Here is a 23,901-nt window from a genome sequence, read left to right as displayed (position 1 = left end):
GAGCAGCAAGAAGACACAGATGGGAATGATTAAGGTCGACGCCATTCACCCCAATTGGCGGGGGCGACTGCTTGTTTCCTACGAAGATGGAACGGTAGTGCATGAAGCGCATGGCAGCCGAGGCCGATTGAGCCAATCGGGAAACAGGCTGACGGTGCATTGGGACAAATATCCCGAGGAGGTTTTCATCGTCACCGCATCCGGGACGCTCATCCACGAATCCATTCAGCCTCTGCACATCACCACGCTGCAACAACTGACCTCCAAGGGCCTCACCTTCCCGATCCGGCGGATGACGCTCGCCGTGTTCGACGGCGCGCATGAGGTCATCGTGCGTCCCGCATCCATGGATGTTTCGACCTTCGAGCAGATTTTCGTCAATCGGGACTATGACAGCGCCAACCTCCCGGACGAGGCCACAACGATCATCGATCTCGGCGCCAATGTCGGCTACGCCACCGTCGACTTCGCCCACAGGTACAGCCGCGCGAAAATTGTCGCGGTGGAGCCGGACGCCGGCAATTTCGAGCTGTTGCAGGAAAATGTGCGCGCGCTCGACAGCCGCGTCGTCGCCTTGCAAGGCGCCGTGTGGACGCATGACGGCGAAATCAACCTGTGCGCGACGACCGAGAGCGGCGCGGCTCTCGGCTCGGACGCCTTCCGGGTGTCCTCGCAGCAGAATCCGGGCGGCAAGCCGGTTCCCTGCTGGAAACTCTCGACCCTTGTTGAAAAGGCCGGCTTCGATCACATCGACATTTTGAAGATCGACATCGAGGGCGCGGAACTCGAATTGTTTTCCGAAAATCCGGAACCGTGGCTGTCCAAAACCGGATTGCTGATCATCGAAACGCACGAACGCTTCCGCCCGGGATCGGACCAGGCGGTGCGGCAGGCTTTGGCCGCGCATTTCGAGGAATTGCCGGCGAAGGGCGAAAACCTGTTCTTCCGCAACACCGCCCTCGCATGACGAACAAATGCGTTAAAACAGAGAACTAGTCTTCTCCGACCGTTGCGGTCGGACGGGGCCGGTCAAAGCGGGCGCCAGGCGTGGACGCGCTTGAGGAATTCGCCGGCCGGCTCCCAGCGCAGCAACTTGTCGCAGTAGAGCTGCGGCCAGAGCGCGCGGATGTCGGCGTTGACGCCGTTCTCGGCGAGGAGCGCATTGACGTAAGCCTGGAAGCGCGCCGTTTCGGCCTGTTGCTGAGCGATCGTTCGCTCCCGGATCGCCCAGGGGTCCAGGCGTCGCGCGATGAGGTCGCCACAGGCGCGCGCGACATCCGCCGGATCGGGCGGGACCGACAACCAATAATCGGCATGCATGAACTGATCGCGCCCGCCCCGGTTATGGGTCGACACCACCGGGAGCCCTGCGAGCAGATATTCGATGCTGGCGTACATGGCGCCCTCGGCTTCGGACAGGCAGAGCCCGACGCGCGAGCGATTGAGCAGAGCGCGGATGGTCGAGCGCGGAAGATTGCCGCCCGGCGGATTGGCGAGCTCATGATTGGCGAAATAGGTGTGCGGCGCGTCCTGAAGCAGGCCCTGCCGATAGGCTTCCTGCTCGGGGCTGTAGGAATGATAGAGGAGCGCGACGGAGGGAATCTCCCGCGCCAGTCCATGGCGCTTCCACGGCGTCAACTGGGCGTTGTAGACGGCGTCGAATTGCTTTTCCGCCTCAGGGTCCGGGCTGATGATGTTGGGATCGACAAAGATGTTGTGATTGAACCACTCGGCCCGGCAGCCGCAGGCGCGCAAGGCGTCGACCTCGGCCTGCGTGTTGCACATGTGGATGATCTTGTGCCGGGGATGGCGGGCCTCGTAGTCGGAAATCCACCGGATGAACTGGTTGTCCGGTTTGACCCCCTCAAGCGTCCAGGCGACCTGGGTGAGCAGGATGGCGTCCCGATCGTGGCACAAGTCGCAAGCGCTGTTGATGAACGACGCCCGCGCCGTCATCTGGCTGGTATAGAAGATCAGCGGATCCCCCCAGATGATCTGTCCCTGGACGGGCCGGGACAGATCAACCCCCTCTGCGGGAGATGATTCGATGGGCTTCATGCGTTCGTTCCGTGATTTCCGTCTTGCGCGCCTTGTGACGACGTTTCGTCACCCACTCGTCCCGTCGCTTATTCCGCCGCTTTGGGAGTCAGATAGGCCGCGGCCAGCCAATTGGGGCCGTGATGACTCGCCATGAACGGGGCGGCGTCCCAGACGGCGAGGACGCAGTCTTTCCACTGCGCGAAGGTCGGCCGGCTGGCGTGTTCCCGCCAGAAGAATTCGATGACCTTGAGCAGGAAAAGGTTGCGCTCCGGCGTCTCGCGCGGCACGGCGATGAACTCGAAGGCGATGTTCTTGTCTTTCCAGGTATCGCGGTTGAGCGACCGGCCATGCAGGTCATAGACGTCGTAGGACACTTCGTCGAAGAAATTGAAGTAATCCTCCGAGGTATAGCCTCGGCACTGCGCGGTCCAATCGCGGCCGTTCTCGAAAATGATCGGCGGCCGATCTCTCAGGATCAGCTGTTTTCCGCCCCGAATGGCGAGAAAGTCGTTGCCTTCGAGATCGAGCTTGATGAACGAGATCTTCCTCGGCCCGATGACCTGATCCAGCGTCACGCAATCGACGGTGATGAAGCGTTGGCGTTCGCCAACCTTGTCATAGGGATGGGTGATGTGGCTCATGGCGAGATTGTTCTCGTCAACCAGGAATTTCGCCTGTCCCGCGACGTCGCTCAAAGCGAGCCGGCGCAGTTCGACCGAACGCCCCGCGGTGTTTTTCTGCAGACCTTCAAAAACCTCCGGAATCGGCTCGAAGGCGATCAACAGGCCGTCCGGCCCGGCGAGCTTGGCGAGGGGCACGGCGTGCAAGCCGGAATTGGCGCCGCCGTCGACGACGGTGTCGCCGGGCTTCACGATCTGGTTGTAGAGAACTGCGACAAGAAGTTCGAACTGAGGCCCATAATCGGTGCGGGCGGCTTGCATGTCAGCAAATGATGTAGCCGGATTGGACATAATATAACCCTTGCAATGCCTTTCAGGCAGCCGCTGCCCGCGACCTTTGTTCGCTTATCGCGCCTCGGAATAAAAATGTCACCCCCAAAGTTCCGCGGCCGCGCCTAGCGACTCCACGGATTTGGCGGTCAGCAATCGCCACAGCGCCGTCCAGCCGGCGTCGTTGGCGAACCGCACCTTGGATTGGCGCGCACTGGCGCCGCGCAACGCCTGAAGGGCGTCGGGGTCCTGGGCGCATGTGGCGACCGCGGTGAACAGCCGCGCCAGGCTGGTCGGACGCAAGGGCGTCTCGAAACCGCGCCAGGCGTAGGCGAGCGCGCCGCGCTGGAACGACAGAACGGGAACGTCGGACCGCAGCGCCGCCTCGCCGATCACCAGGGCGAGCGCATCCTGTTCCGTCATGTCGACCACCAGGCTCGCCTCGCGCAGGCCCGCCAGCGCGTCGTTGGGGCCGCCCCGCAGCAGCGCCGGGCGAATCGCCGGGTCGGAGACATCGACCAGCCGCGCCGGAAACGAGAGCTTTTCCGCCAGCGCCGCGAGCTCCAGCGCCACGGGGTCGTCGCCGCGCGCGAAAATGACGAGCTTGGCGGCCGTTGCGGGCTTGTCGCGATGCCGAAACGCCTCGAACGCGCCGCTGCGGCGGAACGGCGCCTCGACCACCGCCAGCACGCCCTTTTGTCCCTGCCAGTGCTGGAGCCCCCAGGGCGCGGCGCCGGCGACGATCACATCGGCTTCGCCGCGCAGCAGCTCGACCAGCGCCGCCGGGTCGCCGCCGGACAGTTCGATGGCGTCGCAGCGCACCACCGCCCGGCGCAAGGCGCCGATCGCGCCGGCGGCCTCGTCGAACGCAGGCTGCTCCACGCGAAGCTGGGCGCTGGCGTCGGCGAGGAAATAGGCGCGCCGATAGGCCCGCGTCTCCAGCAGCGCCGGCAGTGGAATCGGCGTCCAGAAATCCGGCGCGTCATCGCCGAGCGCCGCCACCAGGGCGGGGTCGGCAAAAATCTGCCGGCGCAGTTCGAATCGCGCGAGAAAGTCGAATTTCATCCCCTTGACCGGCGCGCCGGAGACATGAAGCGCGATGGGCGCGATGAAGCGCAGATAATCCAGCGCCTCCAGCAGATGGTCATGCAGCAGGCAAGCGGGATTGAGCGCCTCGGCGGGCGCGACGACGCAAATGGTCTCCGCGGTCTTGGCGACCAGACGCGCGCGGGTCGCTTCGACCGAGGCCAGCACGGAGGCCTGAATGGTCGCGCAGACCGTGCGCGAGCGCGCCGCCAGCTTTTTCAGCGGCGCGGGATCGAAGGCGAGTTTCACCAGCTCGATCGCCATTTCCTCGAAATCGTGGAGCTGGTGCAGCGGCTCGCGGGTCGGATAGCCCTCCATGGCGTGGGCATGGGCGAGCAGCGGCGCGCCCGAGGCCAGCGCCTCCGAAACCTTGATCTTCAAGCCGGTGCTGAATTTCATCGGCGCGAGCACGACATCGACGGCGCGATAGAAATCGGCGACGTCGGGGACGCGGCCGACCACTTCGAGATTGGGATGGCGCCAATCCAAAAAGTCCGCCGAACAGCCGCCGGCGATGACGATCTTGACCGGCGCCATGTAGCGCTCGATCGCCGGCAGCGCCAGATTGAGGAATTCCTCGAGATTGCGGCGATTGACATTGTTGCGCGCGCCGATGACGCCGGCGCGCAGCCAGCCGTCGGTCGAGGGGGGAGCGCTCCACCAGCCGCGCTCCGGCTCGGCGTGCAGCATGGTCAGGCAATTGGGCAGGCCGAGGTCCCGCTCGAAATAGTCCTGTTCCCCCTTCTTGATCGCCCAGACCAGATCGGCGCGCGCCAGGCCCCTGGCCTCCTCATCGCGGGTGGTGTGGAAGAATTCGGGGGCGATGCCATGGGCCTGCAGCAGGCGGCGGCGGTCGGCGAACACGTCATGGGTGTCGCAGACCTTGAACACGCTCGCCGGAATGGCGTCCAGGCAGAAGCTCAGCCAGGTGTAATTGACGATCACCATGTCATAGGCGCGCACGCGGCAGGCCCAGGCGAGGTAATGGGCGAGGCCGGGATCGGCCCATTCGTCGATTTCGTGGTCCTCGCCGATCGAGTCGCAATGCAGCTCGCGGCCGGGCGCGACCAGCTGGTAGCTGTCCCAGGCCGCGCGCATGTCCGCCTCATGCCGCAGCGGCCACTGGTCGCGCCAGTCGTGCTCGGCGGGATAATGGACGAAGTGGATGCGCGCGCCCTGGCGCTTCAGTTCCGCGCAGATTTCGTAGATGCGCTTGCGATTGCCGTGATCCTGCGGATGGGTCGGCGTCGGCGACACCACCAGGACATCGAAGCCGAACCAGGCCGGGACGGGATCAGTCAAGCTCCACCCCCTCGAAACCGGCGAGCAGCAGCGTCGTCATCATATAGACGGCGCCGGTCTGCCAATGGAACAGGTCGGGATCGTCGGTCGGGTGGAGGAGGCCGCGAATGGTGCGCTCATGCGGCGGCAGGGCGTTGAAATATTTGATGAGTTCGGGCCAATGGCCGCGCGCTTCCGCCGCCTGCCCGTCCGGGTTCATCATGAAATCGGACAAGGCCTGCCAGGCCGCGCGCTTGCGGAACCAGTCGCGCCGCAGACGCCGCACATCGACCAGATGGTTGACGACCGCCCGGGGCGCGTAGATCAGCTGGCCGCCGCTCTCGCGGATGCGCTCGACCAGCTTGATCTCCTCATTGCTGAGCAGGGCCGAGCCCGAACCGATCCGCCCCAGATTGAGGGGAAAGCCGCCATTGTCGCGGATGGCGGAGGTGCGGAAGCTGATATTGGTGCCGGCGACCCATTCGTCGGGTCCGGCGACCCGGGCCTCGCCGCCCCAATTGACGATCGACAGGCTGCCGAGCATGGATTCGTGCACCCAATCCGGGCGCGGCGACGCCCAGATCGGATCGACGCGGCCGCCGACGATCATCGCGCCCTCCCCGAACGATTCGTAAGCGCGCAACAATTCGGCCGCCCATTCGGGATCGGCGAGGGCGTCGTCGTCCATGAAGGCGATCACCGGGGCCCGCGCCTGGGACGCCGCGACATTGCGGGCGTTGGACAGGCCCGGCGTCTTCTCGTGGATGTAGCGCAGGTTCGGCGCGGTCGCGAATTTTTCGGCGAAGGCCGCCGCCCGGTTCCGGTCGGGCGAATTGTCGATGACGAGGATTTCGTAGCGATCCGCCGGCAGGGATTGTTCGACGGCGCTGCGGATGGCGCCGGGCAGCAGATCGTAGCGGTTGTAGGTGCAGATGCACAGCGCGATGTCGGGCGTGCTCATCGCGCCTGCCCCTTGAACGAGATTTCCTGGAATGCGTTGTCCTGGAATGCGGCGACGGGCTGCGCCGCGGGCGCGGCGCGCTCAGGCGCCGAGCGTTCCGGAGCGACCGGCGCCGCAACCTGCGCCGCAGCCGGACGCGGCGCGACCGCGTCGGAGGGGCCGGCGGCCGGCGCGAGCGCCGGCTGCTCGGGCATGGACTCGACGGTCAGACGCCGGAACAGCAGGCCGAGCATCCGCGCATCATTGTGGCCCTGCGAGGCCGGCGAGGCCATTTGCGGACAGACGAAGCTGAGGACGGAGCCGCCGGCGTCGCGGCGCGGCGGCAGCACGCCGACCGCCTCGAAACAGGTCGTCGCCGCCTGAAGTTTCACCGGCGCCGGTTCGCCGTCGACGAAACACAGCAGGCCGAGGGGCGAGCCCCCGGAGAACAGCGGCCCGAAGCGGAGCACGAACCGCGCCGGCGTCGTGCGGTTGATGAAGAATTCGAAGGAAAATCTGGGGTCCGGCCCCGTCCAGCGAAACGGCTGCCCCTCCGGGTCGTGCTCGAGTTCGTAGAACCCCATCGAACCGTTGAACGATTGCGCGGCGTCGATCACCACGCGCGAGGGATGCGAGGCCCCGCGCGCATCCGATTCCGCGGCGACGATCCGGTCTGCGGCGGCCTGAAGCGAAGCGAACACTTCCATCTTCACGGCGAATTCGGCCTGCGCGCGCCGCAGATTGACGATCTCCCGGGCGATGGACTTGAGCAAAGCCTCCGGCGAGCTGCGGTCGAACCGGCGCAGCACCGCGGATTCATCAAGGTCGAAGTTCAGCTTGTCCATCTGTCGTCCATCCGGCTCGCACGCCTATTCGCCCCCGCCGGCGAATGGGCGCTGTCCCCAAAGATCTCGCGGGATTTTCGCCGAAAACGGCGTCGGCGCTGCGAAACGCCTGGGCTCGGCGCCCCGGGCGCCAGGTTTTTAGAGCGCGCAGAGAAACGGCCGCCAGCCATAAGCGCGCCCCTCCTCGGCGAGATATGCGCCGACGATCTTCGCGCCCCGGGTTTCGATCCGGTCGTAACCCTCGATGGATTCGCCCCTGTGAAGTCCCGAGCACACGCACATCGTCAACGAACTCGTCTTGTCGCAATGCGAAGACGTTAACGACTGTTCATGGAGAGTTCAAGCCACGGACAAGCTTTCGCCCCGCGCCTGGGCGCGGTCGTTACGTTAATATGAACATAGATGGTTAATTCGCGACGGCTTTCCTTACGTCGCTCAATTCGGGTGAGCGGCGCGCCATTGCCGCACGGCGGCGAGGGTTTTCTCCACATGCGGCCCGGCCGACATGTCCTGATAGGCCAGGAGGATCTTGCCGTCCGGCGCGATGACGTAAGAAATGCGCGCCGCCGTCGCCATGTCGCCAAGCGTGATGAGCTGCGCCTTGAAAGCCTTGATCACCTTGCCGTCGGGATCGGCGCCGACCGGAAACTTGTCCCGGCATTCCTTGGAGGAAAATTCTTTTTGCGTGTCGATGGTGTCCGCGGACATGCCGATCACGCTCGCGCCGGCCTTGGCGAAATTGTCGATGTTTTCGGCGAAATCATGCGCCTCCGCCGTACAGCCGGGCGTAAAACTCTTGGGATAGAAATACAGCACCACCGGCCCCTTCTTCAGGGCGTCGGCGAGGCTGAAGTTAAAAACCTTGCCGCCCACGGCGGCTTGCGTGGAAAAATCCGGCGCCGTTTCGCCGGGCTGCATGGCCGCCCGCGCCGCGCCGTTCAAAAAGATCACGCCGGCGATGATCGCGGCGCCGCCGATGCCGGCGATCATGGCTTTCCAAAGTCGCATCGTTCCGCTCCCTGTTTTTCGGGAGTATAACGCACGAGCGCGGCTTTGGGATCGCCTGAACAGGGCGCCGCCTTGCTCCCCTTGCGCACGGCTGTCCGGGGAAACAATCTTGGTTGGTTTCCCAGCGCGATTTCAACCCAAGAACGTCTTGCCCGGGCTTGTCCCGGGCACCCACGCCGGCCCGCCGGGGAAAACCTCCGGCAGTTCGCATTGCGGCGCCGCGTGGATGGCCGGGACGACGCCCGGCCATGACGACATAAAGTTGCATCGTAACGCGGACATTCGCGTATCTGTAGAACCGACAATTTCCCCGGACAGCCGTGCCGCTTGCGGGAGAAGGTCGATCGGCGGCCTCAGGCCGCCGAGACGGATGAGGGGCAGCCCCAATCCAGTTACCCGTTGGCGAAGCGCTGGCCGTGGCCGCGCCGCCGCGCGCCGCCAAAGACCTGGTGACAGGCGGGGCTCAAATGCGACTTCTGTCGCGCCAGGCAGGCGGTGATCTGGCCGGAATCCGGAATGAACTGGCTGCACAGGCGAAAAACGTCCGGCGTGCAGGCCTGCTGCGCCTCGGCGGTTCCACGATAGTCAGCAAAGGCGGGCGTCGTCAGCGCAAGCGCGGCCGACGTCCAAGCCGCAAGGGCCAGGGCTTTCATCTTTCCTCCGACGAATCATTCATTTATGGGATTCCGAGGCCAAGGATGGCGGCATTCCCCCCGCCAGGCAATCGCCCGCAAGCGCGCCTCCTTCGATATCCCCGTCCTGTTGCGCGCGCGCCGCAGTCCCGAAGCGTCACATACAGCGCGGCTATTTTGCCGGCGTTGACGATTTTCCCTTTTTGTCGCGCCCGCCCGCCCCTATGTTGACGGCGTGAAGCAACCTGCGCCTTTTCCCAGCCGAGACGAGATTCTCGCCTTCATCGCCCGCGAACACGCCGCCGCCGAGGGCGGGCCGCGAAAAATCGAAAAGCGCGAGATCGCGCGCGCCTTCGGCATCAAGGGCGGCGAAGCGAAGATCAAGCTGAAAGCGCTGCTGAAGGAGCTGGAAATCGAGGGCGCGGTGACGAAATCCCGCGCCGGCCTTTCGAAAAAGGGCGAACTGCCCGCCGTCGTCCTGTGCGACATCCTTTCGCGAGACCGCGACGGCGAGCTGATCGCCACGCCCGCCGAATGGGACGAAGAACTGGGCGTCGCGCCCAAAATTCTGGTCACCCTGCCCCGCCGCTCGACCAAAAACCCTGCCCCCGCCCCGGGCGTCGGCGACCGGGCGCTGGTGAAAGTGGCCCCGCATCGCGAGACCGGCGGCCCCGCCTATATCGGACGCGTCATAAAACTGCTGTCGCGCGCGCAAAAACGCATTTTGGGCGTCTTCCGCGAGGACCCGCGCTCCCGCGGCGGCCGCATCGTCCCGGTGGACAAGAAGCAGCGCGACCGCGAATTGTTCGTCACCGAAGCCGACCGCGGCGAGGCCCGCGACGGCGACCTGGTCTCCGTCGAGACGCTTTCGCGCGCGCGCCTGGGTCTGCCGCAGGCGCGGGTGCGCGAGCGCCTGGGCTCGATGAACAGCGAAAAGGCGATCAGCCTGATCGCCATCAACACCCACGGCATCCCAGATCTGTTTCGCCCGGAGACGCTGGAAGCCGCAGAACAAGCAAAACCCGCCCGCATGCAGGCCGAAGGTTTTGCCCGAGAAGACTGGCGCTCGCTGCCGCTCCTCACCATCGATCCGCCCGACGCCAAGGACCACGACGACGCGGTGTTCGCGCAACCCGACGACGCCCCCGACAACCCAGAAGGTTTTGTCGTCACGGTCGCCATCGCGGATGTGAGTTATTACGTGCGCCCCGGCGCTCCGCTCGACCGCGAGGCGCTCGATCGCGGCAACAGCGTCTATTTCCCCGACCGCGTCGTGCCGATGCTGCCGGAGCGAATCTCCAACGACCTGTGCAGCCTGCGCCAGGGCGAGGACCGGCCGGCGCTCGCCTGCCGCATGCGCCTCGGCAAGGACGGCCACAAGCTCGACCACACCTTTCATCGCGTGATGATGCGTTCGGCGGCCAAACTGTCGTACCAACAGGCGCAAGACGCCATAGACGGGCGCCCCGACGACGCCACCCGCCCGCTGCTCGAAAGCGCACTGAAACCGCTCTGGCGCGCCTATGCCGCGGCAAAATTGTCGCGGGAAAAACGCTCGCCGCTCGATCTCGACCTGCCCGAGCGCAAAATCCTGCTCAACCCCGACGGAACGGTGGACCGCGTCTTCGTGCCGCCCCGCCTCGACGCGCACAAGCTGATCGAGGAATTCATGATCCTCGCCAATGTCGCCGCCGCCGAGACGCTGGAAGCGCAAAAATCCCACCTGATCTACCGCGCCCATGACGAGCCCTCGGTCGAAAAACTGAGCGCTTTGTCAGAATTCCTGGCGACGATCGGCATCAAGCTCGCCAAGGGTCAGGTGCTCAAACCCAAACAGTTCAACGACATTCTTTCGCGGGTGCGCGGCACAGAGCACGAGAACGTCGTCAACGAAATCGTGCTGCGCACCCAGGCGCAAGCCGAATATGTCGCGGAAAACTACGGGCATTTCGGCCTGCACCTGCGCCGCTACGCCCATTTCACCTCGCCGATCCGCCGCTACGCCGACCTGATCGTCCATCGCGCCCTGGTGCGCGCCCTCGACCTCGGACCGGGCGGCCTGCCGGAAATGGGCCGCGAACATCTGGCGGAAATCGCCGCCAAAATCTCGGCGAGCGAACGCCGCGCCATGGCGGCGGAACGCGAAACCACCGACCGCCTGATCGCCACCTATCTGGCCGAGCAGATCGGCGCGAGTTTTGCCGGCCGAATCGCCGGCGTCACGCGCGCCGGCCTTTTTGTGAAGCTGGACGACACCGGCGCCGACGGTTTTGTGCCCGCCGCCACGCTCGGCAATGACTATTTCCATTTCGAGGAGGCGGCCCACGCGCTGGTGGGCTCGCGCACCGGCGAAACGTTTCAATTGGGCGATGCGGTCGAAGTCAAACTGGTCGAAGCCGCGCCCTTCGCCGGCGCCTTGCGCTTCGAAATGCTCAGCCACGGCAAGGGCCAGAAAGGCCGCGCCCTCTCGGTGAAAAAGGGCAAGCGGCCACCAGCGCCCAAAAGCCGGCGACGCAAATAGTTAGGTTTTGTCGCAACCCGCAGGCGTGCTGTCCTTCTCCCCTTGCGGGAGAAGGTGGCGCGCGCAAGCGCGCCGGATGAGGGGTTCGTTCCGCCTTACGTGACCGAAAACACAAGCTCGACCTGGGCGACCGACAGCACGGACCATTCGCCGGGGGCCAAATCCGCCGGCAAGCTCAACCCGCCGATTCGCAGGCGACACAAACCCTCGACGTGATTGCCGACCGCCGCGAACATGCGGCGCACCTGATGGTAGCGCCCTTCGACAATGGTGACCAAAACCTCGCGCGGCCCCAAAACCTCGAGCTTCGCCGGCAGCAGCGGCTTGTCCTCGCTCTCCAGCATCAAGGCGCCCGATTCGAAAATCGTCGCCTCGTCGCCGCGCAGGTCGCGGGCGAGCGTGACGCGATAGGTTTTGGCGATCTCCGCCTTCGGCGAGATGATTTTGTGCAGCAGCGCGCCATTATCGGTCAGTAGCAGCAGCCCCGACGTTTCCTTGTCGAGCCGGCCGACGGTCGAAACCGCGGGGTCGCGGCGCCGCCAGCGCTCCGGCAGCAGCGAGAACACCAGCGGCCCCGCCTCCTTGTGCGAACAGGTGACGCCGACCGGCTTGTGCATCATCACGACAAAACCGGGCAGCGGGTCGATGGGTTCGCGGTCGACCAACAGCGCGGTGGCCTCCTCCAGGCCGATCTTGGCGTCCGCTTCGCGCAAAATTTTGTCGCCAAGCCGGATTCGGCCCTGGCGCGCGAGAATCGCGATCTCGCGCCGCGAGCCATAGCCGAGATTGCCCAGGAAGCGGTCGAGCCGGACCGGCTTCACTTCACCGCCTCGATCACCTTGAACCCGGAGGCTTCGGCGACCGGCGCGATCGAGCGGAATTTTTCCTCCAGCGCCGCCTCATAGGGCAGATGCCGGTTGGCGACCAGCCAGCACACGCCGCCCGGCCGCAAGAATTCGGCGGCGCGCTGGATGAAGGCGATGCCGAGCCCCTTGTTTTCGCGGCCCGCGTCATGGAACGGCGGATTCATGACGACAAAATCGAGCGGCTCCGGTTTGGGCGCCCGCCGCACATCCTCCCACACCAGTTTCACCCGCGAATCCGAAACATTGCGGGCGCACAGATCGACGGCGCGCCGGTCGACATCGACCATCAGCAGCGATTTCACCCGCGCCGAGCCCAGGATTCGATGCGCCAGCATGCCGAGCCCGCAGCCCAAATCCGCGCCGCGCCCGGAAAAATCCGGCAGATGTTCGGCCAGCAGCGCCGTTCCGGGATCGATTCGGTCCCAGGAAAAAACGCCGGGTTGGGTCCACAACCCCAAAGATTCGGACAGGCGCGGCGCCCCCGCTTGAATCGCGGCCTCGATCGCCTGCGGATCGCCGCCCCCCTGCGTGAGACAGATTCGGTGATGGCGCTTGGCGGATTCGGAACAGGCGCAGCCGAGATCGGACAAATCCTTGGCCAGCCGTCCGCCGCCCTTGTCCTTGGGCGCGAGCGCCAGCAGCGGCGCGCCGGGTTTCAGCGCTCGCAAGGCGAGCGCAAGCGCGGCGCGGCGCTCGATGGCGCCGGGCGGCGCGAGCATGGCGAGATTGTCGAGGCCCGACGCCTCTTCCAACCGCCCAGCGCCGGGCGAGAGCGGCGAGAACTGTCGAGCATTGTCGGAGAGGGGCGCGAGTTCCGGCGGCGGCGCGCCGAAAACATTTTCGAAGGTCATGGAATTCCCTGAACGGACGCCCAGAAATTAGCAAGATGCGCGCCATCGCGGGGCGGCGTCGGATCGATCTATTGTGTGAAGGTGGCTCCCTGAGCAGGACTCGAACCTGCGACCCAGCGATTAACAGTCGCTTGCTCTACCGGCTGAGCTATCAGGGATCACGTTGCGCGGTGAGGGGCGTATAGCAGCGCGATATCGGATTGAAAACCCCCAAAACAAATTTTTGACGACCGGGAGGAGAAAGTTTTGCGAATGCGCGACGCCTCTTGCGGCCGGGGTGGGAGTGCTGTTATAGGCGTTGCAACGTCCGGCGCGAACGCGCCCGGCGGCCTCGTGGCGGAGTGGCTACGCAGAGGACTGCAAATCCTTGTACGGGGGTTCGATTCCCTCCGAGGCCTCCATCTTTCAACGGCTTAGCCTCGTTGAAACGACGAAAAATCCTTTCCAGCGATGTCGTGACGACATTAGCGCCTTAAACCAGCGCACATCAACGCAACCGCTTGGTCATCGCAGTTCAAGAGCGCAGCGCAGGGTTGGCGGATCGCCGCATGTTGAACGCAAGGCCCCGCCAGCCGACGCATTGGCCCGTGTCAGGGTTGCGGTAGCCTGGGCCGCCTTTGCAGCCGCATCCCCGGCATTCCGGCGAGCTCGCGTTCGGTGAACTCCCGTTCACCGAACACGATCTAACGCTTCGGTTTGACGCATTTTCTTCACACGAACCGGCATCCACTTCGCTCGAAAATGCTCTGGACCTTCGGCGCGGCTTCCCTGACACACCTTGTCTCGGGAGGATCGCCGCACACACGCGCCATATTGGCGAAGCCGACGCACCGCCCGTCCGGCCCGCGATATCCGGGACCGCCTCGGCAGCCGCAACCGGAACAGGCGAGCGCCGCCGTGGCGAAAAGGCACAAAAAGACGGACACGAATCGAAGGGGCGATGAAACCGGCGCCATGGCCTTCCCCCATGACCAAAGGACAGCCCATTGTGCCGAAGCTTTGCCTGTCCTGCAATTCAACGGTTGTGACGGCGCCGGCGTCACGGCCGGCCTCCGCACGGGTTAACGCCCGTACACTTTTCAAGGGCCCAAAAGACTGGCGCGTCTAAAAAATTCCAGTTGACGACTCCAAAAAACGTGGCAGTATTCATGTATTGCAGCATCGATTGAAAGACGTGCGAAGCCGCTTTCAAGACGAAGCCACCGCCCAGGGCTACGAACCCGCGAGGCGCGCAATAAACTGATCTTTTCCCTGCAAGTATAGGTTCCAGGCTCACACCGCCACAAAACCTTACAGAATACACGCCTTCTGACCCAAAACTCTGGGCCGCAGCGAGCGCCCGGAAAATACGGACGAGGAGCATGACTCCACCGCAGCAGTGACGACTTCCGCCGACGTGCGCAAATCTTCCGCGCGTCTTGGATGTGCCGCTAACCGAAGGAGAAGCAGATCAGTTATCCCATCTCCGTCAAATCGCGGGTGCATACCGCATGACATTCTGATTTTTATCGGAAAGCGCCAAAGTGCGACTTTTGAGGCCCCGATCGCCCCAGGCGACGGGGCCATAACATTTGTGGACCCCTGCCATCCCGGCCCCTCCGGGCGCCGCGTGAAAAATTCCGCGCGTTGACAGGGGCTGCTCTCCCCCTTAGCCTTGGCGCATGATCACGATCCGCGAAACGCTGCGACTTATCTGACCGGTCTCTACGGAGGCCGGTGCGCAGCCATTTCTTTTCGCGATCGGAAACCCCATGACTTCTGAAGTTGCAGACGCGCACGACCGCGCGATCCAGGACCAATTCACCCGCCAGGCCACCGGATTCGCTCGGGCCCAGGAACTCCACGCCGACGACGTGGTCGCCCTCGTGGTCGAGGCCGCCCGCCCCCAACCCGGCGACCGCGCCATCGACCTCGCCTGCGGCCCCGGCTCCGTGGCCTGCGCCCTGGCCAAGCGCGCGCGTCACGTCACCGGGCTCGACGCCACCGCGGCCATGCTGGAGAAGGCGCGCGACCTCGCCGCCCGCGAAGGCCTCGCCAATGTGGACTGGCGCGCCGGCGACATCTATCGGACCCCGTTCGCCGACAATTGCTTCGATGTGGTGACCTGCCGGTTCGCCTTCCACCATCTGGAGACGCCGGCCGCCGCCTTCGCCGAAATGGTCCGGATCGCCGCGCCCGGCGCCCGCATCGTCCTGTGCGACGCCTTCGCCTCCGACGATCCGCAAAAGGCCGCGGCGCTGAACGCCATGGATCGCATCCGCGATCCCTCGACCGTCGGCTACTGGACTCTGCCCTATCTGCGCGGCCTGTTCGAAGCCTCCGGCCTCGGCGCGCCCCTGGTGCAGCGTTTCGACGTCTCCTATCTGGCGACGGATTTCGTCGCCAAATCCTTCCCGCTCAATGACGATCGCGCGGGGCTGCTGGCGATCATCGAAGCCAGCGTCGACGGCGACACGATGGACAGCGGCGCCCATTGGACGCCCGAAGGCGTCCGGTTCTCGTTCCGCTCGGCGGCGCTCAGCGCCGTAAAGCCCGGATAACCGGACGCGCGGCCGGCGCTTTAACGCTCTTCAGAGGTCAAAAGCTTGTGGAGGGCGCCGAGCGCCCGGCCGAGGCAGAACGAGCCGAACACCGCCCCGAGGATCTGTTGGGGCGGCAACGAGGTGGCCTGATCGACGATCAGGCTCAGAGATTGAAAATCGGGCATGGGCTCTCGCAGGCGCTGACGCAGCGCGGTTCGGATCGGTGAACCCGGCTTCACGTAATCGTGAACCCGGGCAAAACCAAGGCGTTAGCCATCGCCGCCGCCGACGCCAAACCGCCGCCCGACCCCGGCGCGCCGGCAAAAACTTGCGCCTGCGAAAACTTTGTCCTAACCCCTGCGCCAGACTCCGCCGGAACCATCATGAACATTTTCGCCGATTTTCACGCCCGCATCTCCGATCTGCTCAAGAGCATGGGCGAGCAGGGCCGCCTGCCGCAGAACCTGGACTTCAGCCGTTTTGTCGTCGAACCGCCCCGCGACGCCAGCATGGGCGACCTCGCCTGCAATGTCGCCATGGTGTTCGCCAAGGACGTCAAGGCGTTCTTCCCCAATCCGCGCCAATTCGCGGTCGAACTCGCCGCCGCTTTGGTCGATGATTTCGACGATGTCGAACAGGCGGAAACCGCCGGCCCCGGATTTTTGAACATCCGCCTCGCCCCCGGCGTCTACGCTGACGTGCTCGCCGCCATCCTCACGCAGGGTCAGGATTTTGGTCGCGGCGCCGCCGGGCGGGCGCAGGCGCGCAACGTCAATGTCGAATATGTCTCCGCCAATCCCACGGGACCCATGCATGTCGGCCACGGACGCGGCGCCGTGTTCGGCGACGCCCTGGCGAGCCTGATCGATTTCGCGGGATCCCGGGTGACGCGCGAATATTACATCAACGACGCCGGCGCCCAGGTCGACGTGCTCGCCCGCTCCGCCTTCCTGCGCTACCGCGAGGCGCTCGGCGAAACCGTGACGATTCCCGAAGGCCTTTACCCCGGCGATTACCTCAAGCCGGTCGGCGCGGCGCTGGCCGCGCAGCACGGCGGCGCGCTCAAAAACAAGCCGGAGGCCGAATGGCTGCCGCTGGTGCGCAACGCCGCCATCGACGCGATGATGGACATGATCCGCGACGACCTCGCCGCGCTCAACATCACCCACGAAATCTTCTTCTCCGAGCGCAGCCTGCACGAGAAGCGCAACGGCGTGTCCGATGTTGAAGCCTCACTTGAGGAACTGCGCGCCAAGGGCTTGATCTACGAGGGAAGACTTCCTCCGCCAAAGGGGCAGCTTCCCGAGGATTGGGAGGATCGCGAACAGACCCTGTTCCGCTCCACCCAGTTCGGCGACGACGTCGATCGCGCGCTGAAAAAGTCCGACGGAACCTTTACCTATTTCGCCTCGGACATCGCCTATCATCGCAAAAAGATCGAGGCGGGCTATGACGTGCTCGTCGACGTCTGGGGCGCCGACCATGGCGGCTATGTCAAGCGCATGAGCGCGGCGGTCAATGCTTTGTCCGACGGCAAATGCGCGCTCGACGTCAAGCTCTGCCAGATGGTCAAGCTGATGCGCGACGGCGAGCCCGTCAAAATGTCGAAGCGCTCGGGCGATTTCGTCACGCTGCGTGAGGTCGTCGACGAAGTCGGCGTCGACGCCGTGCGCTTCATCATGCTGATGCGCAAGAATGACGCCCCGCTCGACTTCGACCTCGCCAAGGTGATCGAGCAGAGCAAGGACAATCCGGTCTTCTATGTGCAATATGCGCATGCCCGCGCCCATTCGGTACAGCGTCAGGCGCTGGTCGCCTTCCCCGATCTCGACCTGTCGCCCGGCGCTCTCGCAAAGGCCGACCTCGCCTTGCTGGAGGACGAGGGCGAGCGCGCGCTGATCAAACTATTGGCGCAATATCCTCGCGTTATCGAAGCCGCCGCCAACGCCCACGAGCCCCATCGACTCGCGTTTTACCTTCACGACGTCGCGTCATTGTTCCATTCCCATTGGAATCGCGGCAAAGATCAGCCACAATTACGCTTTGTTAATCAAGATCGCCGAGAGTTGAGCTGCGCCAGGCTTGCTCTTGTGACAGGGTTAATGAAGGTTCTGGCGTCTGGATTGTCTATTCTCGGTGTGAACGCGCCGGACGAGATGCGCTGAGCGCAACGTCCCGTGCGCCTGCCGCGAGTTTCGCGAGGGTTGGTCATGGGTGAGTCCGCCGCCAAATATCGTCCTGAACTCAATCTCGACGAGTTCGAACGCCGCCTGCGCGCCGCCGCGCCGGCCCAGCCGCGTCAGGCCGCAAGCGCGCCGGACCCGCTGGCCGAACTGGCGCGTCTGGTCGGCGGCGCCGACGGCCGTCCGGACCCGTTCGAGGCCTTGTTCCGCGCGCAAAAAGCCGTCGCCCAGGGACAGGCGCAACGCGAGGAGCCCGGCCAATTCCCGCCGCCGCCGCCCTTCCCCACGCAGCGCCAGCAGGTTCCGCCGCTGCCCTCGCCGCGCGATCCTTTCTTCGAAAGCCAGCCGCCGCATCACGGCAATCCGCATTATGCCGCCGAAACCGACCCGCATTGGGTGGAGGAGCCGGCGCGCGTCGACGCCCCCTGGGCCGGACAAGCCCCTGAATTCGCGCCGGAGCCCCAGGCTTTCGCGCCGCAGGCCGAGCGCAGCGGCGGCCGCCGCAAGGTGGTCTACGCCATGGCGGCGGTGCTGTTCGGCGGCATCGGCCTGTTCGTCGGCGGCCTCGCCCTGAAGAAGGGCGGCGGCGGCGACGCCCCGCTGATCCTGGCCGACAAGGAGCCGGCGAAAATCAAGCCGACCACCCAGGATGGCGCCGCGACCGGCGTCGGCCAGGCTTTGTTCGACCGCAAGGACGACAATGCCCCGGCCAAGGCGGTGAGCAAGGCCGAGCAGCCCGCCGATCTCGTGGTCGCCGCCAAGCAGGCGGCCGCCTCGGTGGCGACGCCGACCCCGCCCGAACCGACCTCCGACGCCGCCGCCAAGCCGGCCGCGCAGAACGGCGACGGCCTGATGGCGCCGCGCAAGGTCAAGACGGTCTCGATCCGCGCCGACGGCAGCCTGCTCAACGCGCCCGACGCCGCCAAGCCGAAGAGCGCTCTGCCGACCATGGCCGCCGGCATGCCCGGCGTGACGCCGCTTGCGCCCACCGCCCGCCCGGCCCCGCCGCGCGCGCCTTCCACGACCGAAGCGGCGCTGCAAGCGCCGAAGCCCAAGGCCAAGCCGGAAGCGACGCCCGCCGCCGCCGAGCCGGCCCCGACCGGAGACTGGGCGGTCCAGCTCGCCGGCGAGCCGACCGAAGCCGAGGCCCGCGCCGCCGTGACCAAATTCGCCGACAAATACGGCGCCGCGCTGCAGGGCCATCGTCCGAGCTTCGTCTCGGCCGAGAAGGACGGCAAGGCGATCTACCGCGTCCGCGTCGGACGCCTCAGCAAGGACGCCGCCAACAGCATGTGCACCGCGATCAAGGGCAAGGGCGGAAACTGCTTCGTCGTCAAGAACTGAGTCTTTCAGCCCTCACCCTGAGCCAAAGGCCGGGGTGAGGGCGGATCACGGGATCGCCATGCATAAAGCCTTCATCGCCGGCTGCGCCGGTCTGGCCCTTTCCGATGAGGAAAGGGCTTTTTTCGCGGATCAGCGGCCCTGGGGCCTCATCCTGTTCCGCCGCAATGTCGACAGCCCCGCACAAGTGGCGGCGCTGACCGAATCCTTTCGTGCGATTGTCGGCGCCGACGCGGCGGTGCTGGTCGACCAGGAAGGCGGCCGGGTCCAGCGCCTGCGCGAACCGCATTGGCCCGCCTATCCCGCCGCCGCCCGTTTTCTTTCGGCGCCGGACGGCGAACATTTGGCGGCGCTCACCGCCCGTCTCATCGCCGAAGACCTTTTGGCTCTGGGCATTGACGTCGATTGCCTGCCGGTGCTCGACACGCCGGTCGAGGGCGCCCATGACGTCATCGGCGACCGCGCCTATGCCCGCGACCCCGAAAATGTCGCGCGCCTCGGCGCGGCGGCGGCGCTGGGCCTGATGCGCGGCGGGGTGATGCCGGTGATGAAGCACATTCCCGGCCACGGCCGCGCTTTCGCCGATTCGCATCTGGAGCTGCCGGTGGTTTCGGCCGACAGGGCCGAGCTGGAGCGCGATTTCGCGCCGTTCAAGGCCAATGTCGATCTGCCCGCGGCGATGACGGCGCATGTGGTCTATGAAGCGCTCGATCCCTCGGCGCCGGCGACGCAGTCGGCAAAGGTGATCGCGGAAATCGTGCGCGGAAAAATCGGGTTTGACGGCCTGCTGATGAGCGACGATTTGTCGATGAAGGCCCTCGCCGGTTCGTTCTCGGAGCGCGCGCAAAAATGTTTCGACGCCGGGCTGGATCTGGCGCTGCATTGCAACGGCGACCTGTCGGAAGCCCGCGCCGTGGCCGAGGCCGCGCCGGAACTGGCGGGTAAGGCTCTCGAGCGGGTGCGCCGCGCGCGCGAAAAAATCGCGCTGGAGCGGGCGCGCGGTCTCCAGCATTTTGACCAAGCGGAGGCCCGCCGCCGCCTCGCCGCGCTGGCGTGACGAAAAACCTATTTCGTCGCGCGGCGCATCAGCTCCTGCAGCCAGTCGGCGTTGAGCGTCACCGGCTGCATCCAGAGCTTCAGCAGCGAATCCGGCGTGAACGTGTCGAGCGACTCGATCATGCGCCGCTCCATTTCCGCCAGCGCCCGCTGCTGCATCGGCTCAAAGTCCGGCAGGCCCATGAACGCCCTCGCCTCGGCCGGCGTGCATTCGATCTCGATATTGATCTTCATCACGCCCACTCCCGAAACGCACACAGTATTTTACGCATAACACGCAAACCCGGCGCCATCCAAAAGCTAAAATGCGCCGGGATCGAAGGCGTTGATCGCCTCGTGTCCCTGCGTAATGGCGCGCGCCAGCCCCTCGACCTGCGGCAGGACATGAGCGGTGAAATAGCCTGAGATCGCGATCTTGCCGTTGAGGAAGACCGCGTCGCCGCCCGCGAGCTGCGCCTTGGCCGCCCGCGCCTGCTTTTCCAGCAGGCAGCCGCCGATGACGATGCCCGCCAGGTTGAGCGCGGCCACGGCGCCCGCCGCCGTCCGCTCCGGATTTTTCGCATGCGTGTCGGCGATCCAGCCGACCACATCGCCGAAGGTTTTGAGCGCCGCGCTGAGCGCGGCATCGTCGCCGACATCGGCCTGGAGATCGGCGATCAGGGTTTTGGCCGCCGCGCCGCCGTCGCGCGCGATTTTCCGGCCAACGAAATCATTGGCCTGGATGCCGGTCGTGCCCTCATAGATCGGAGTGATGCGGGCGTCGCGGAAATATTGCGCCGCGCCGGTTTCCTCGACATAGCCCATGCCGCCATGGACCTGTACGCCGGTCGAGGCGATCCAGACCGAACTTTCCGTCGAGACCCCTTTGACCACGGGCACCAGCAGATCGACCAGGGCCTGCGCCTTCTTCGCCGCCGCGGCGTCGGGGGATTTTTGCGCGACATCCATGCGTCCCGCGGTGAAATAGGCGGTGGCGCGCAAGGCTTCGACTCGGGCCTTCATGTCCAGCAGCATGCGCTTGACGTCGGGATGATAGGCGATCGGCTTGCCGGCCTCGCAGCCGATCGGGCGCCCCTGCACGCGCTCCAGGGCGTAGGAAAAAGCCTGCTGCATCGCGCGTTCGGCGACGCCGACGCCCTGCATGCCGACGCCGAACCGGGCGTGGTTCATCATGGTGAACATATATTCGAGGCCGCGATTGGCCTCGCCGACCAGAAAGCCGATCGCCCCGCCCTTGTCGCCGAACGACATCACGGCGGTGGCGCTGGCGTGAATGCCGAGCTTGTGCTCCAGCGAGGCGCAGACGACATCGTTGCGCGCGCCCAGCGTTCCGTCGGGATTGACCAGGAATTTCGGCACGACGAACAGCGAAATGCCTTTGACGCCGGCGGGCGCGTCGGGCAGGCGCGCCAGCACCAGATGAATGATGTTTTCGGCGCAGTCGTGCTCGCCCCAGGTGATGAAAATCTTGGAGCCGCTGATGCGGTAATGGTCGCCGTCCGGAACCGCCTTAGTGCGCACCGCAGCGAGATCGGAGCCGGCTTGCGGCTCCGTCAGATTCATCGTGCCGGTCCACTGGCCCGAGGTCATTTTCGCCAGATAGAGCTCCTTTTGCGCATCGGAGCCATGATGTTCGATGGCCGAGATCGCGCCCGTGGTCAGCATCTGACACAGGGAAAAGGCGAGATTCGACGCGGTCCACATCTCGGTGACCGGCGCGCTGACCAGTTGCGGCAGCCCCTGCCCGCCCCAGGCGCTGGACGCCGGCATGGCGTGCCAGCCGTTTTCGCAAAAGGCCTCGAAGGCCGCCTTGAAGCCGGGGGGCGTGGTGACGACGCCATCCTTGACGACGCAGCCGGCCTTGTCGCCGGACTGGTTGAGCGGCGCGAGCACGTCGCCGGCGAATTTGGCGGCTTCCTCGAAAATCGCCTCGATCAGGTCGTCGGAAACCTCCTCATTGCCCGGCAGGGCGGCGACTTCAGCCAGGCCGCCGACGGCGCGCATGGAGAAAATCATGTCGCGGACGGGCGCGCGATAAGCGGTCATTTCAACCTCTGGTGTTGCCGCCCTCGCCCTTCGAGACGCCCGCTGACGCCGGCGCCTCAGGGTGAGGGCTATTGATCGTGGAAACGAAAATTACTTGATGGCTTCGGCGGATTTGGCCTTTTCGCGCAGCACGAATTTCTGGATCTTGCCGGTCGAGGTTTTCGGCAGCGCCCCGAACACGAACAATTTGGGCACCTTGAACCGGGCGAGATGGGTGCGGCAATGCTCCAGCAAGTCCTCCTGGGTCGGCTCCGCGCCCTCGCGCAATTCGATGAAGGCGCAGGGCACTTCGCCCCATTTGTCGTCGGGCGTCGCCACCACGGCGGCGGCCAGAACGTCCCGGTGGCGATAGAGCACGTCTTCCACCTCCAGCGACGAAATGTTTTCGCCGCCTGAAATGATGATGTCCTTGGAGCGGTCCTTGATCTTCACGTAACCGTCGGGCTCGATCACCGCGAGATCGCCGGTGCGGAACCAGCCGCCGGCAAAGCACTCCTGAGTCGCCCGCAGGTTTTTCAGATAGCCCTTCATGGTGATGTTGCCGCGGAAAACGATCTCGCCCATGGTCTTGCCGTCATGCGGCACCGGCTTGAACTCGACGAGATCGACCACGTCGATGTCCTCTTGCAGCAGCGTGGTCACGCCCTGGCGGCCGTTCAGTTCGGCGCGGCGAGCCAAATCCTCGGAGTCCCACTCCGCCTGCTTCGCGCAAACCGAGGCCGGGCCATAGGTTTCGGTCAAGCCATAGACATGGGTGATGCCGATGCCGATTTTTTCGGCCCCCTCGATGATCGCCGCCGGCGGGGCCGCACCCGCAATCAAACCTTCGACCTTGTGGTCGATGCCGACATGGTTCTTGGGGTCGTCGTTGATCAGCATGCCGTAAACGATCGGCGCGCCGCACATATGGGTGACTTTTTCGTTGCGGATCAGGTCGAACACTACTTTCGGGTCGACGCGGCGCAGACACACGTTGACGCCCGCGTTGGCCGCCATGGTCCAGGGGAAACACCAGCCGTTGCAATGGAACATCGGCAGGGTCCAGAGATAGACCGCGTGCGGCGGCATGCCCCAGGAGACAATATTGTTGACGCCGTTCAGATAGGCGCCGCGATGGTGATAGACCACGCCCTTGGGATTGCCCGTCGTGCCCGACGTATAGTTGAGCGAAATGGCGTCCCACTCGTCGGTGAGTTTTTCGGGTTTGAAATTGGGGTCGCCCTCGGCAAGAAAATCTTCGTATTCGAGGGAGCCGAGGTTTTCGCCGCCGGAAAAGGTGGAATCGTCGACGTCGATCACCAGCGGTTTTGGGCCGGTCATCAGCCCGAGCGCCTTGCCGATGACTTTTGAGAATTCGCGGTCGGTCAACAAAACCTTGGCTTCCGCATGGTCGAGCATGAAGGCGATGGCTTCGGCGTCCAGGCGGGTGTTGAGCGTGTTGACCACGGCGCCGGCCATGGCGGGGCCGAAATGCGATTCGAACAAAGCGGGCACGTTGGGCAGCATCACCGACACGGTGTCGTTCTTGCCGATTCCGCGCTTGCGCAGGGCCGAGGCGAAGCGGCGGCAGCGCTCCGCCGTCTCCTTCCAGGTGAAGCGGCGGTCGCCATAAACGACGGAGGGTTTTTGCGGGAAGACGAAAGCGGCGCGGTTGAGGAAACTGATCGGCGTCAGCGCGGCAAAGTTGGCGTCGTTGCGGTCAAGTCCGGTGGAAAACGCGTCGCTCATGAAAA

General features: G+C 65.1%; 20 protein-coding genes and 2 tRNA genes. 7 read left to right on the top strand and 15 right to left on the bottom strand.

Annotation, left to right across the window (positions count from 1 at the left end; genetic code table 11):
- Positions 1-127 precede the first annotated feature (127 nt).
- Positions 128-967, top strand: coding sequence for an FkbM family methyltransferase (locus M2320_RS03780; protein ID WP_264596129.1), 840 nt, complete (start codon positions 128-130; stop codon positions 965-967).
- A 62-nt stretch (positions 968-1,029) separates the two neighbouring features.
- On the opposite strand, the gene M2320_RS03775 is transcribed toward M2320_RS03780, so the two are convergent.
- The 8 genes from M2320_RS03775 to M2320_RS03740 form a co-directional block, all read right to left on the bottom strand.
- Positions 1,030-2,058, bottom strand: coding sequence for a hypothetical protein (locus M2320_RS03775; RefSeq protein ID WP_264596128.1), 1,029 nt, complete (start codon positions 2,056-2,058; stop codon positions 1,030-1,032).
- A gap of 68 nt (positions 2,059-2,126) precedes the next feature.
- Entirely contained in the window at positions 2,127-3,011 is an 885-nt protein-coding gene (locus tag M2320_RS03770; protein WP_264596127.1) for an FkbM family methyltransferase, read from the bottom strand.
- A 78-nt stretch (positions 3,012-3,089) separates the two neighbouring features.
- The gene (locus M2320_RS03765; protein ID WP_264596126.1) at positions 3,090-5,378 is read right to left on the bottom strand and encodes a glycosyltransferase; all 2,289 of its coding nucleotides are present in this window, start codon (positions 5,376-5,378) and stop codon (positions 3,090-3,092) included.
- Positions 5,371-6,318, bottom strand: a complete 948-nt coding sequence (locus M2320_RS03760; RefSeq protein WP_264596125.1) for a glycosyltransferase — start codon at positions 6,316-6,318, stop codon at positions 5,371-5,373. Before M2320_RS03760 ends, M2320_RS03765 begins: the two co-directional genes overlap by 8 nt.
- Positions 6,315-7,142 (bottom strand): hypothetical protein, encoded by an 828-nt coding sequence (locus M2320_RS03755; RefSeq protein ID WP_264596124.1) that lies wholly within the window; start codon positions 7,140-7,142, stop codon positions 6,315-6,317. The genes M2320_RS03760 and M2320_RS03755 overlap by 4 nt, the downstream gene beginning before the upstream one ends.
- 138 nt (positions 7,143-7,280) lie before the next feature.
- A complete protein-coding gene (locus tag M2320_RS03750) occupies positions 7,281-7,424 on the bottom strand; it encodes a hypothetical protein (RefSeq protein WP_264596123.1) in 144 nt (47 codons plus the stop codon).
- A 153-nt stretch (positions 7,425-7,577) separates the two neighbouring features.
- Positions 7,578-8,150 (bottom strand): peroxiredoxin, encoded by a 573-nt coding sequence (locus M2320_RS03745; RefSeq protein ID WP_264596122.1) that lies wholly within the window; start codon positions 8,148-8,150, stop codon positions 7,578-7,580.
- 392 nt (positions 8,151-8,542) lie between these two features.
- The gene (locus tag M2320_RS03740) at positions 8,543-8,803 is read right to left on the bottom strand and encodes a cysteine rich repeat-containing protein (RefSeq protein ID WP_184427910.1); all 261 of its coding nucleotides are present in this window, start codon (positions 8,801-8,803) and stop codon (positions 8,543-8,545) included.
- Between the two features lie 214 nt (positions 8,804-9,017).
- On the opposite strand from M2320_RS03740, the gene rnr reads away from it, so the two are divergent.
- Entirely contained in the window at positions 9,018-11,303 is a 2,286-nt protein-coding gene (gene rnr, locus M2320_RS03735; protein ID WP_264596121.1) for a ribonuclease R, read from the top strand.
- 95 nt (positions 11,304-11,398) lie between these two features.
- Here rnr and M2320_RS03730 read toward each other — a convergent pair whose 3' ends face one another.
- The 3 genes from M2320_RS03730 to M2320_RS03720 all read right to left on the bottom strand — a co-directional run bounded on the left by M2320_RS03730 (position 11,399) and on the right by M2320_RS03720 (position 13,178).
- Positions 11,399-12,124 carry a pseudouridine synthase gene (locus tag M2320_RS03730; RefSeq protein WP_264596120.1) on the bottom strand — a complete coding sequence of 242 codons (726 nt, stop codon included), beginning with the start codon at positions 12,122-12,124 and terminating at the stop codon, positions 11,399-11,401.
- Positions 12,121-13,020: a class I SAM-dependent methyltransferase gene (locus M2320_RS03725; RefSeq protein WP_264596119.1), complete on the bottom strand. Its 900-nt coding sequence runs from the start codon at positions 13,018-13,020 to the stop codon at positions 12,121-12,123. The genes M2320_RS03730 and M2320_RS03725 overlap by 4 nt, the downstream gene beginning before the upstream one ends.
- Before the next feature lie 82 nt (positions 13,021-13,102).
- Positions 13,103-13,178: transfer RNA gene (locus M2320_RS03720), tRNA-Asn, on the bottom strand.
- 169 nt (positions 13,179-13,347) lie between these two features.
- On the opposite strand from M2320_RS03720, the gene M2320_RS03715 reads away from it, so the two are divergent.
- Positions 13,348-13,421, top strand: a tRNA-Cys gene (locus M2320_RS03715).
- Between the two features lie 1,350 nt (positions 13,422-14,771).
- Positions 14,772-15,560 (top strand): class I SAM-dependent methyltransferase, encoded by a 789-nt coding sequence (locus tag M2320_RS03710; protein ID WP_264596118.1) that lies wholly within the window; start codon positions 14,772-14,774, stop codon positions 15,558-15,560.
- 20 nt (positions 15,561-15,580) lie between these two features.
- On the opposite strand, the gene M2320_RS03705 is transcribed toward M2320_RS03710, so the two are convergent.
- On the bottom strand, positions 15,581-15,727 hold the full coding sequence (locus M2320_RS03705) for a hypothetical protein (protein WP_184427905.1): 147 nt from the start codon (positions 15,725-15,727) through the stop codon (positions 15,581-15,583).
- Between the two features lie 198 nt (positions 15,728-15,925).
- On the opposite strand from M2320_RS03705, the gene argS reads away from it, so the two are divergent.
- From argS to nagZ, 3 genes are read left to right on the top strand one after another with little or no spacing between them, the layout of a single operon-like run.
- Entirely contained in the window at positions 15,926-17,707 is a 1,782-nt protein-coding gene (argS, locus tag M2320_RS03700; RefSeq protein ID WP_264596248.1) for an arginine--tRNA ligase, read from the top strand.
- Between the two features lie 45 nt (positions 17,708-17,752).
- Positions 17,753-19,069, top strand: coding sequence for an SPOR domain-containing protein (locus tag M2320_RS03695; RefSeq protein ID WP_264596117.1), 1,317 nt, complete (start codon positions 17,753-17,755; stop codon positions 19,067-19,069).
- A gap of 58 nt (positions 19,070-19,127) precedes the next feature.
- Positions 19,128-20,123 carry a beta-N-acetylhexosaminidase gene (nagZ, locus tag M2320_RS03690; protein WP_264596116.1) on the top strand — a complete coding sequence of 332 codons (996 nt, stop codon included), beginning with the start codon at positions 19,128-19,130 and terminating at the stop codon, positions 20,121-20,123.
- Positions 20,124-20,131: 8 nt separating this feature from the next.
- Here nagZ and M2320_RS03685 read toward each other — a convergent pair whose 3' ends face one another.
- From M2320_RS03685 to M2320_RS03675, 3 genes are all read right to left on the bottom strand, one after another.
- Positions 20,132-20,356, bottom strand: a complete 225-nt coding sequence (locus M2320_RS03685) for a DUF6489 family protein (RefSeq protein WP_264596247.1) — start codon at positions 20,354-20,356, stop codon at positions 20,132-20,134.
- A 66-nt stretch (positions 20,357-20,422) separates the two neighbouring features.
- Positions 20,423-22,168 carry an acyl-CoA dehydrogenase gene (locus M2320_RS03680; RefSeq protein WP_264596115.1) on the bottom strand — a complete coding sequence of 582 codons (1,746 nt, stop codon included), beginning with the start codon at positions 22,166-22,168 and terminating at the stop codon, positions 20,423-20,425.
- A gap of 90 nt (positions 22,169-22,258) precedes the next feature.
- Positions 22,259-23,896 carry an acyl-CoA synthetase gene (locus M2320_RS03675; protein ID WP_264596114.1) on the bottom strand — a complete coding sequence of 546 codons (1,638 nt, stop codon included), beginning with the start codon at positions 23,894-23,896 and terminating at the stop codon, positions 22,259-22,261.
- Positions 23,897-23,901: the final 5 nt, after the last annotated feature.

Origin of the sequence: Rhodoblastus acidophilus, assembly GCF_025961575.1 — a bacterium.
GTDB classification, from domain to species: Bacteria; Pseudomonadota; Alphaproteobacteria; order Rhizobiales; family Beijerinckiaceae; genus Rhodoblastus; species Rhodoblastus acidophilus_C.
The sequence above is the reverse complement of the archived record's forward strand: the minus strand, read 5'-3'. Positions and strand labels throughout refer to the sequence as shown.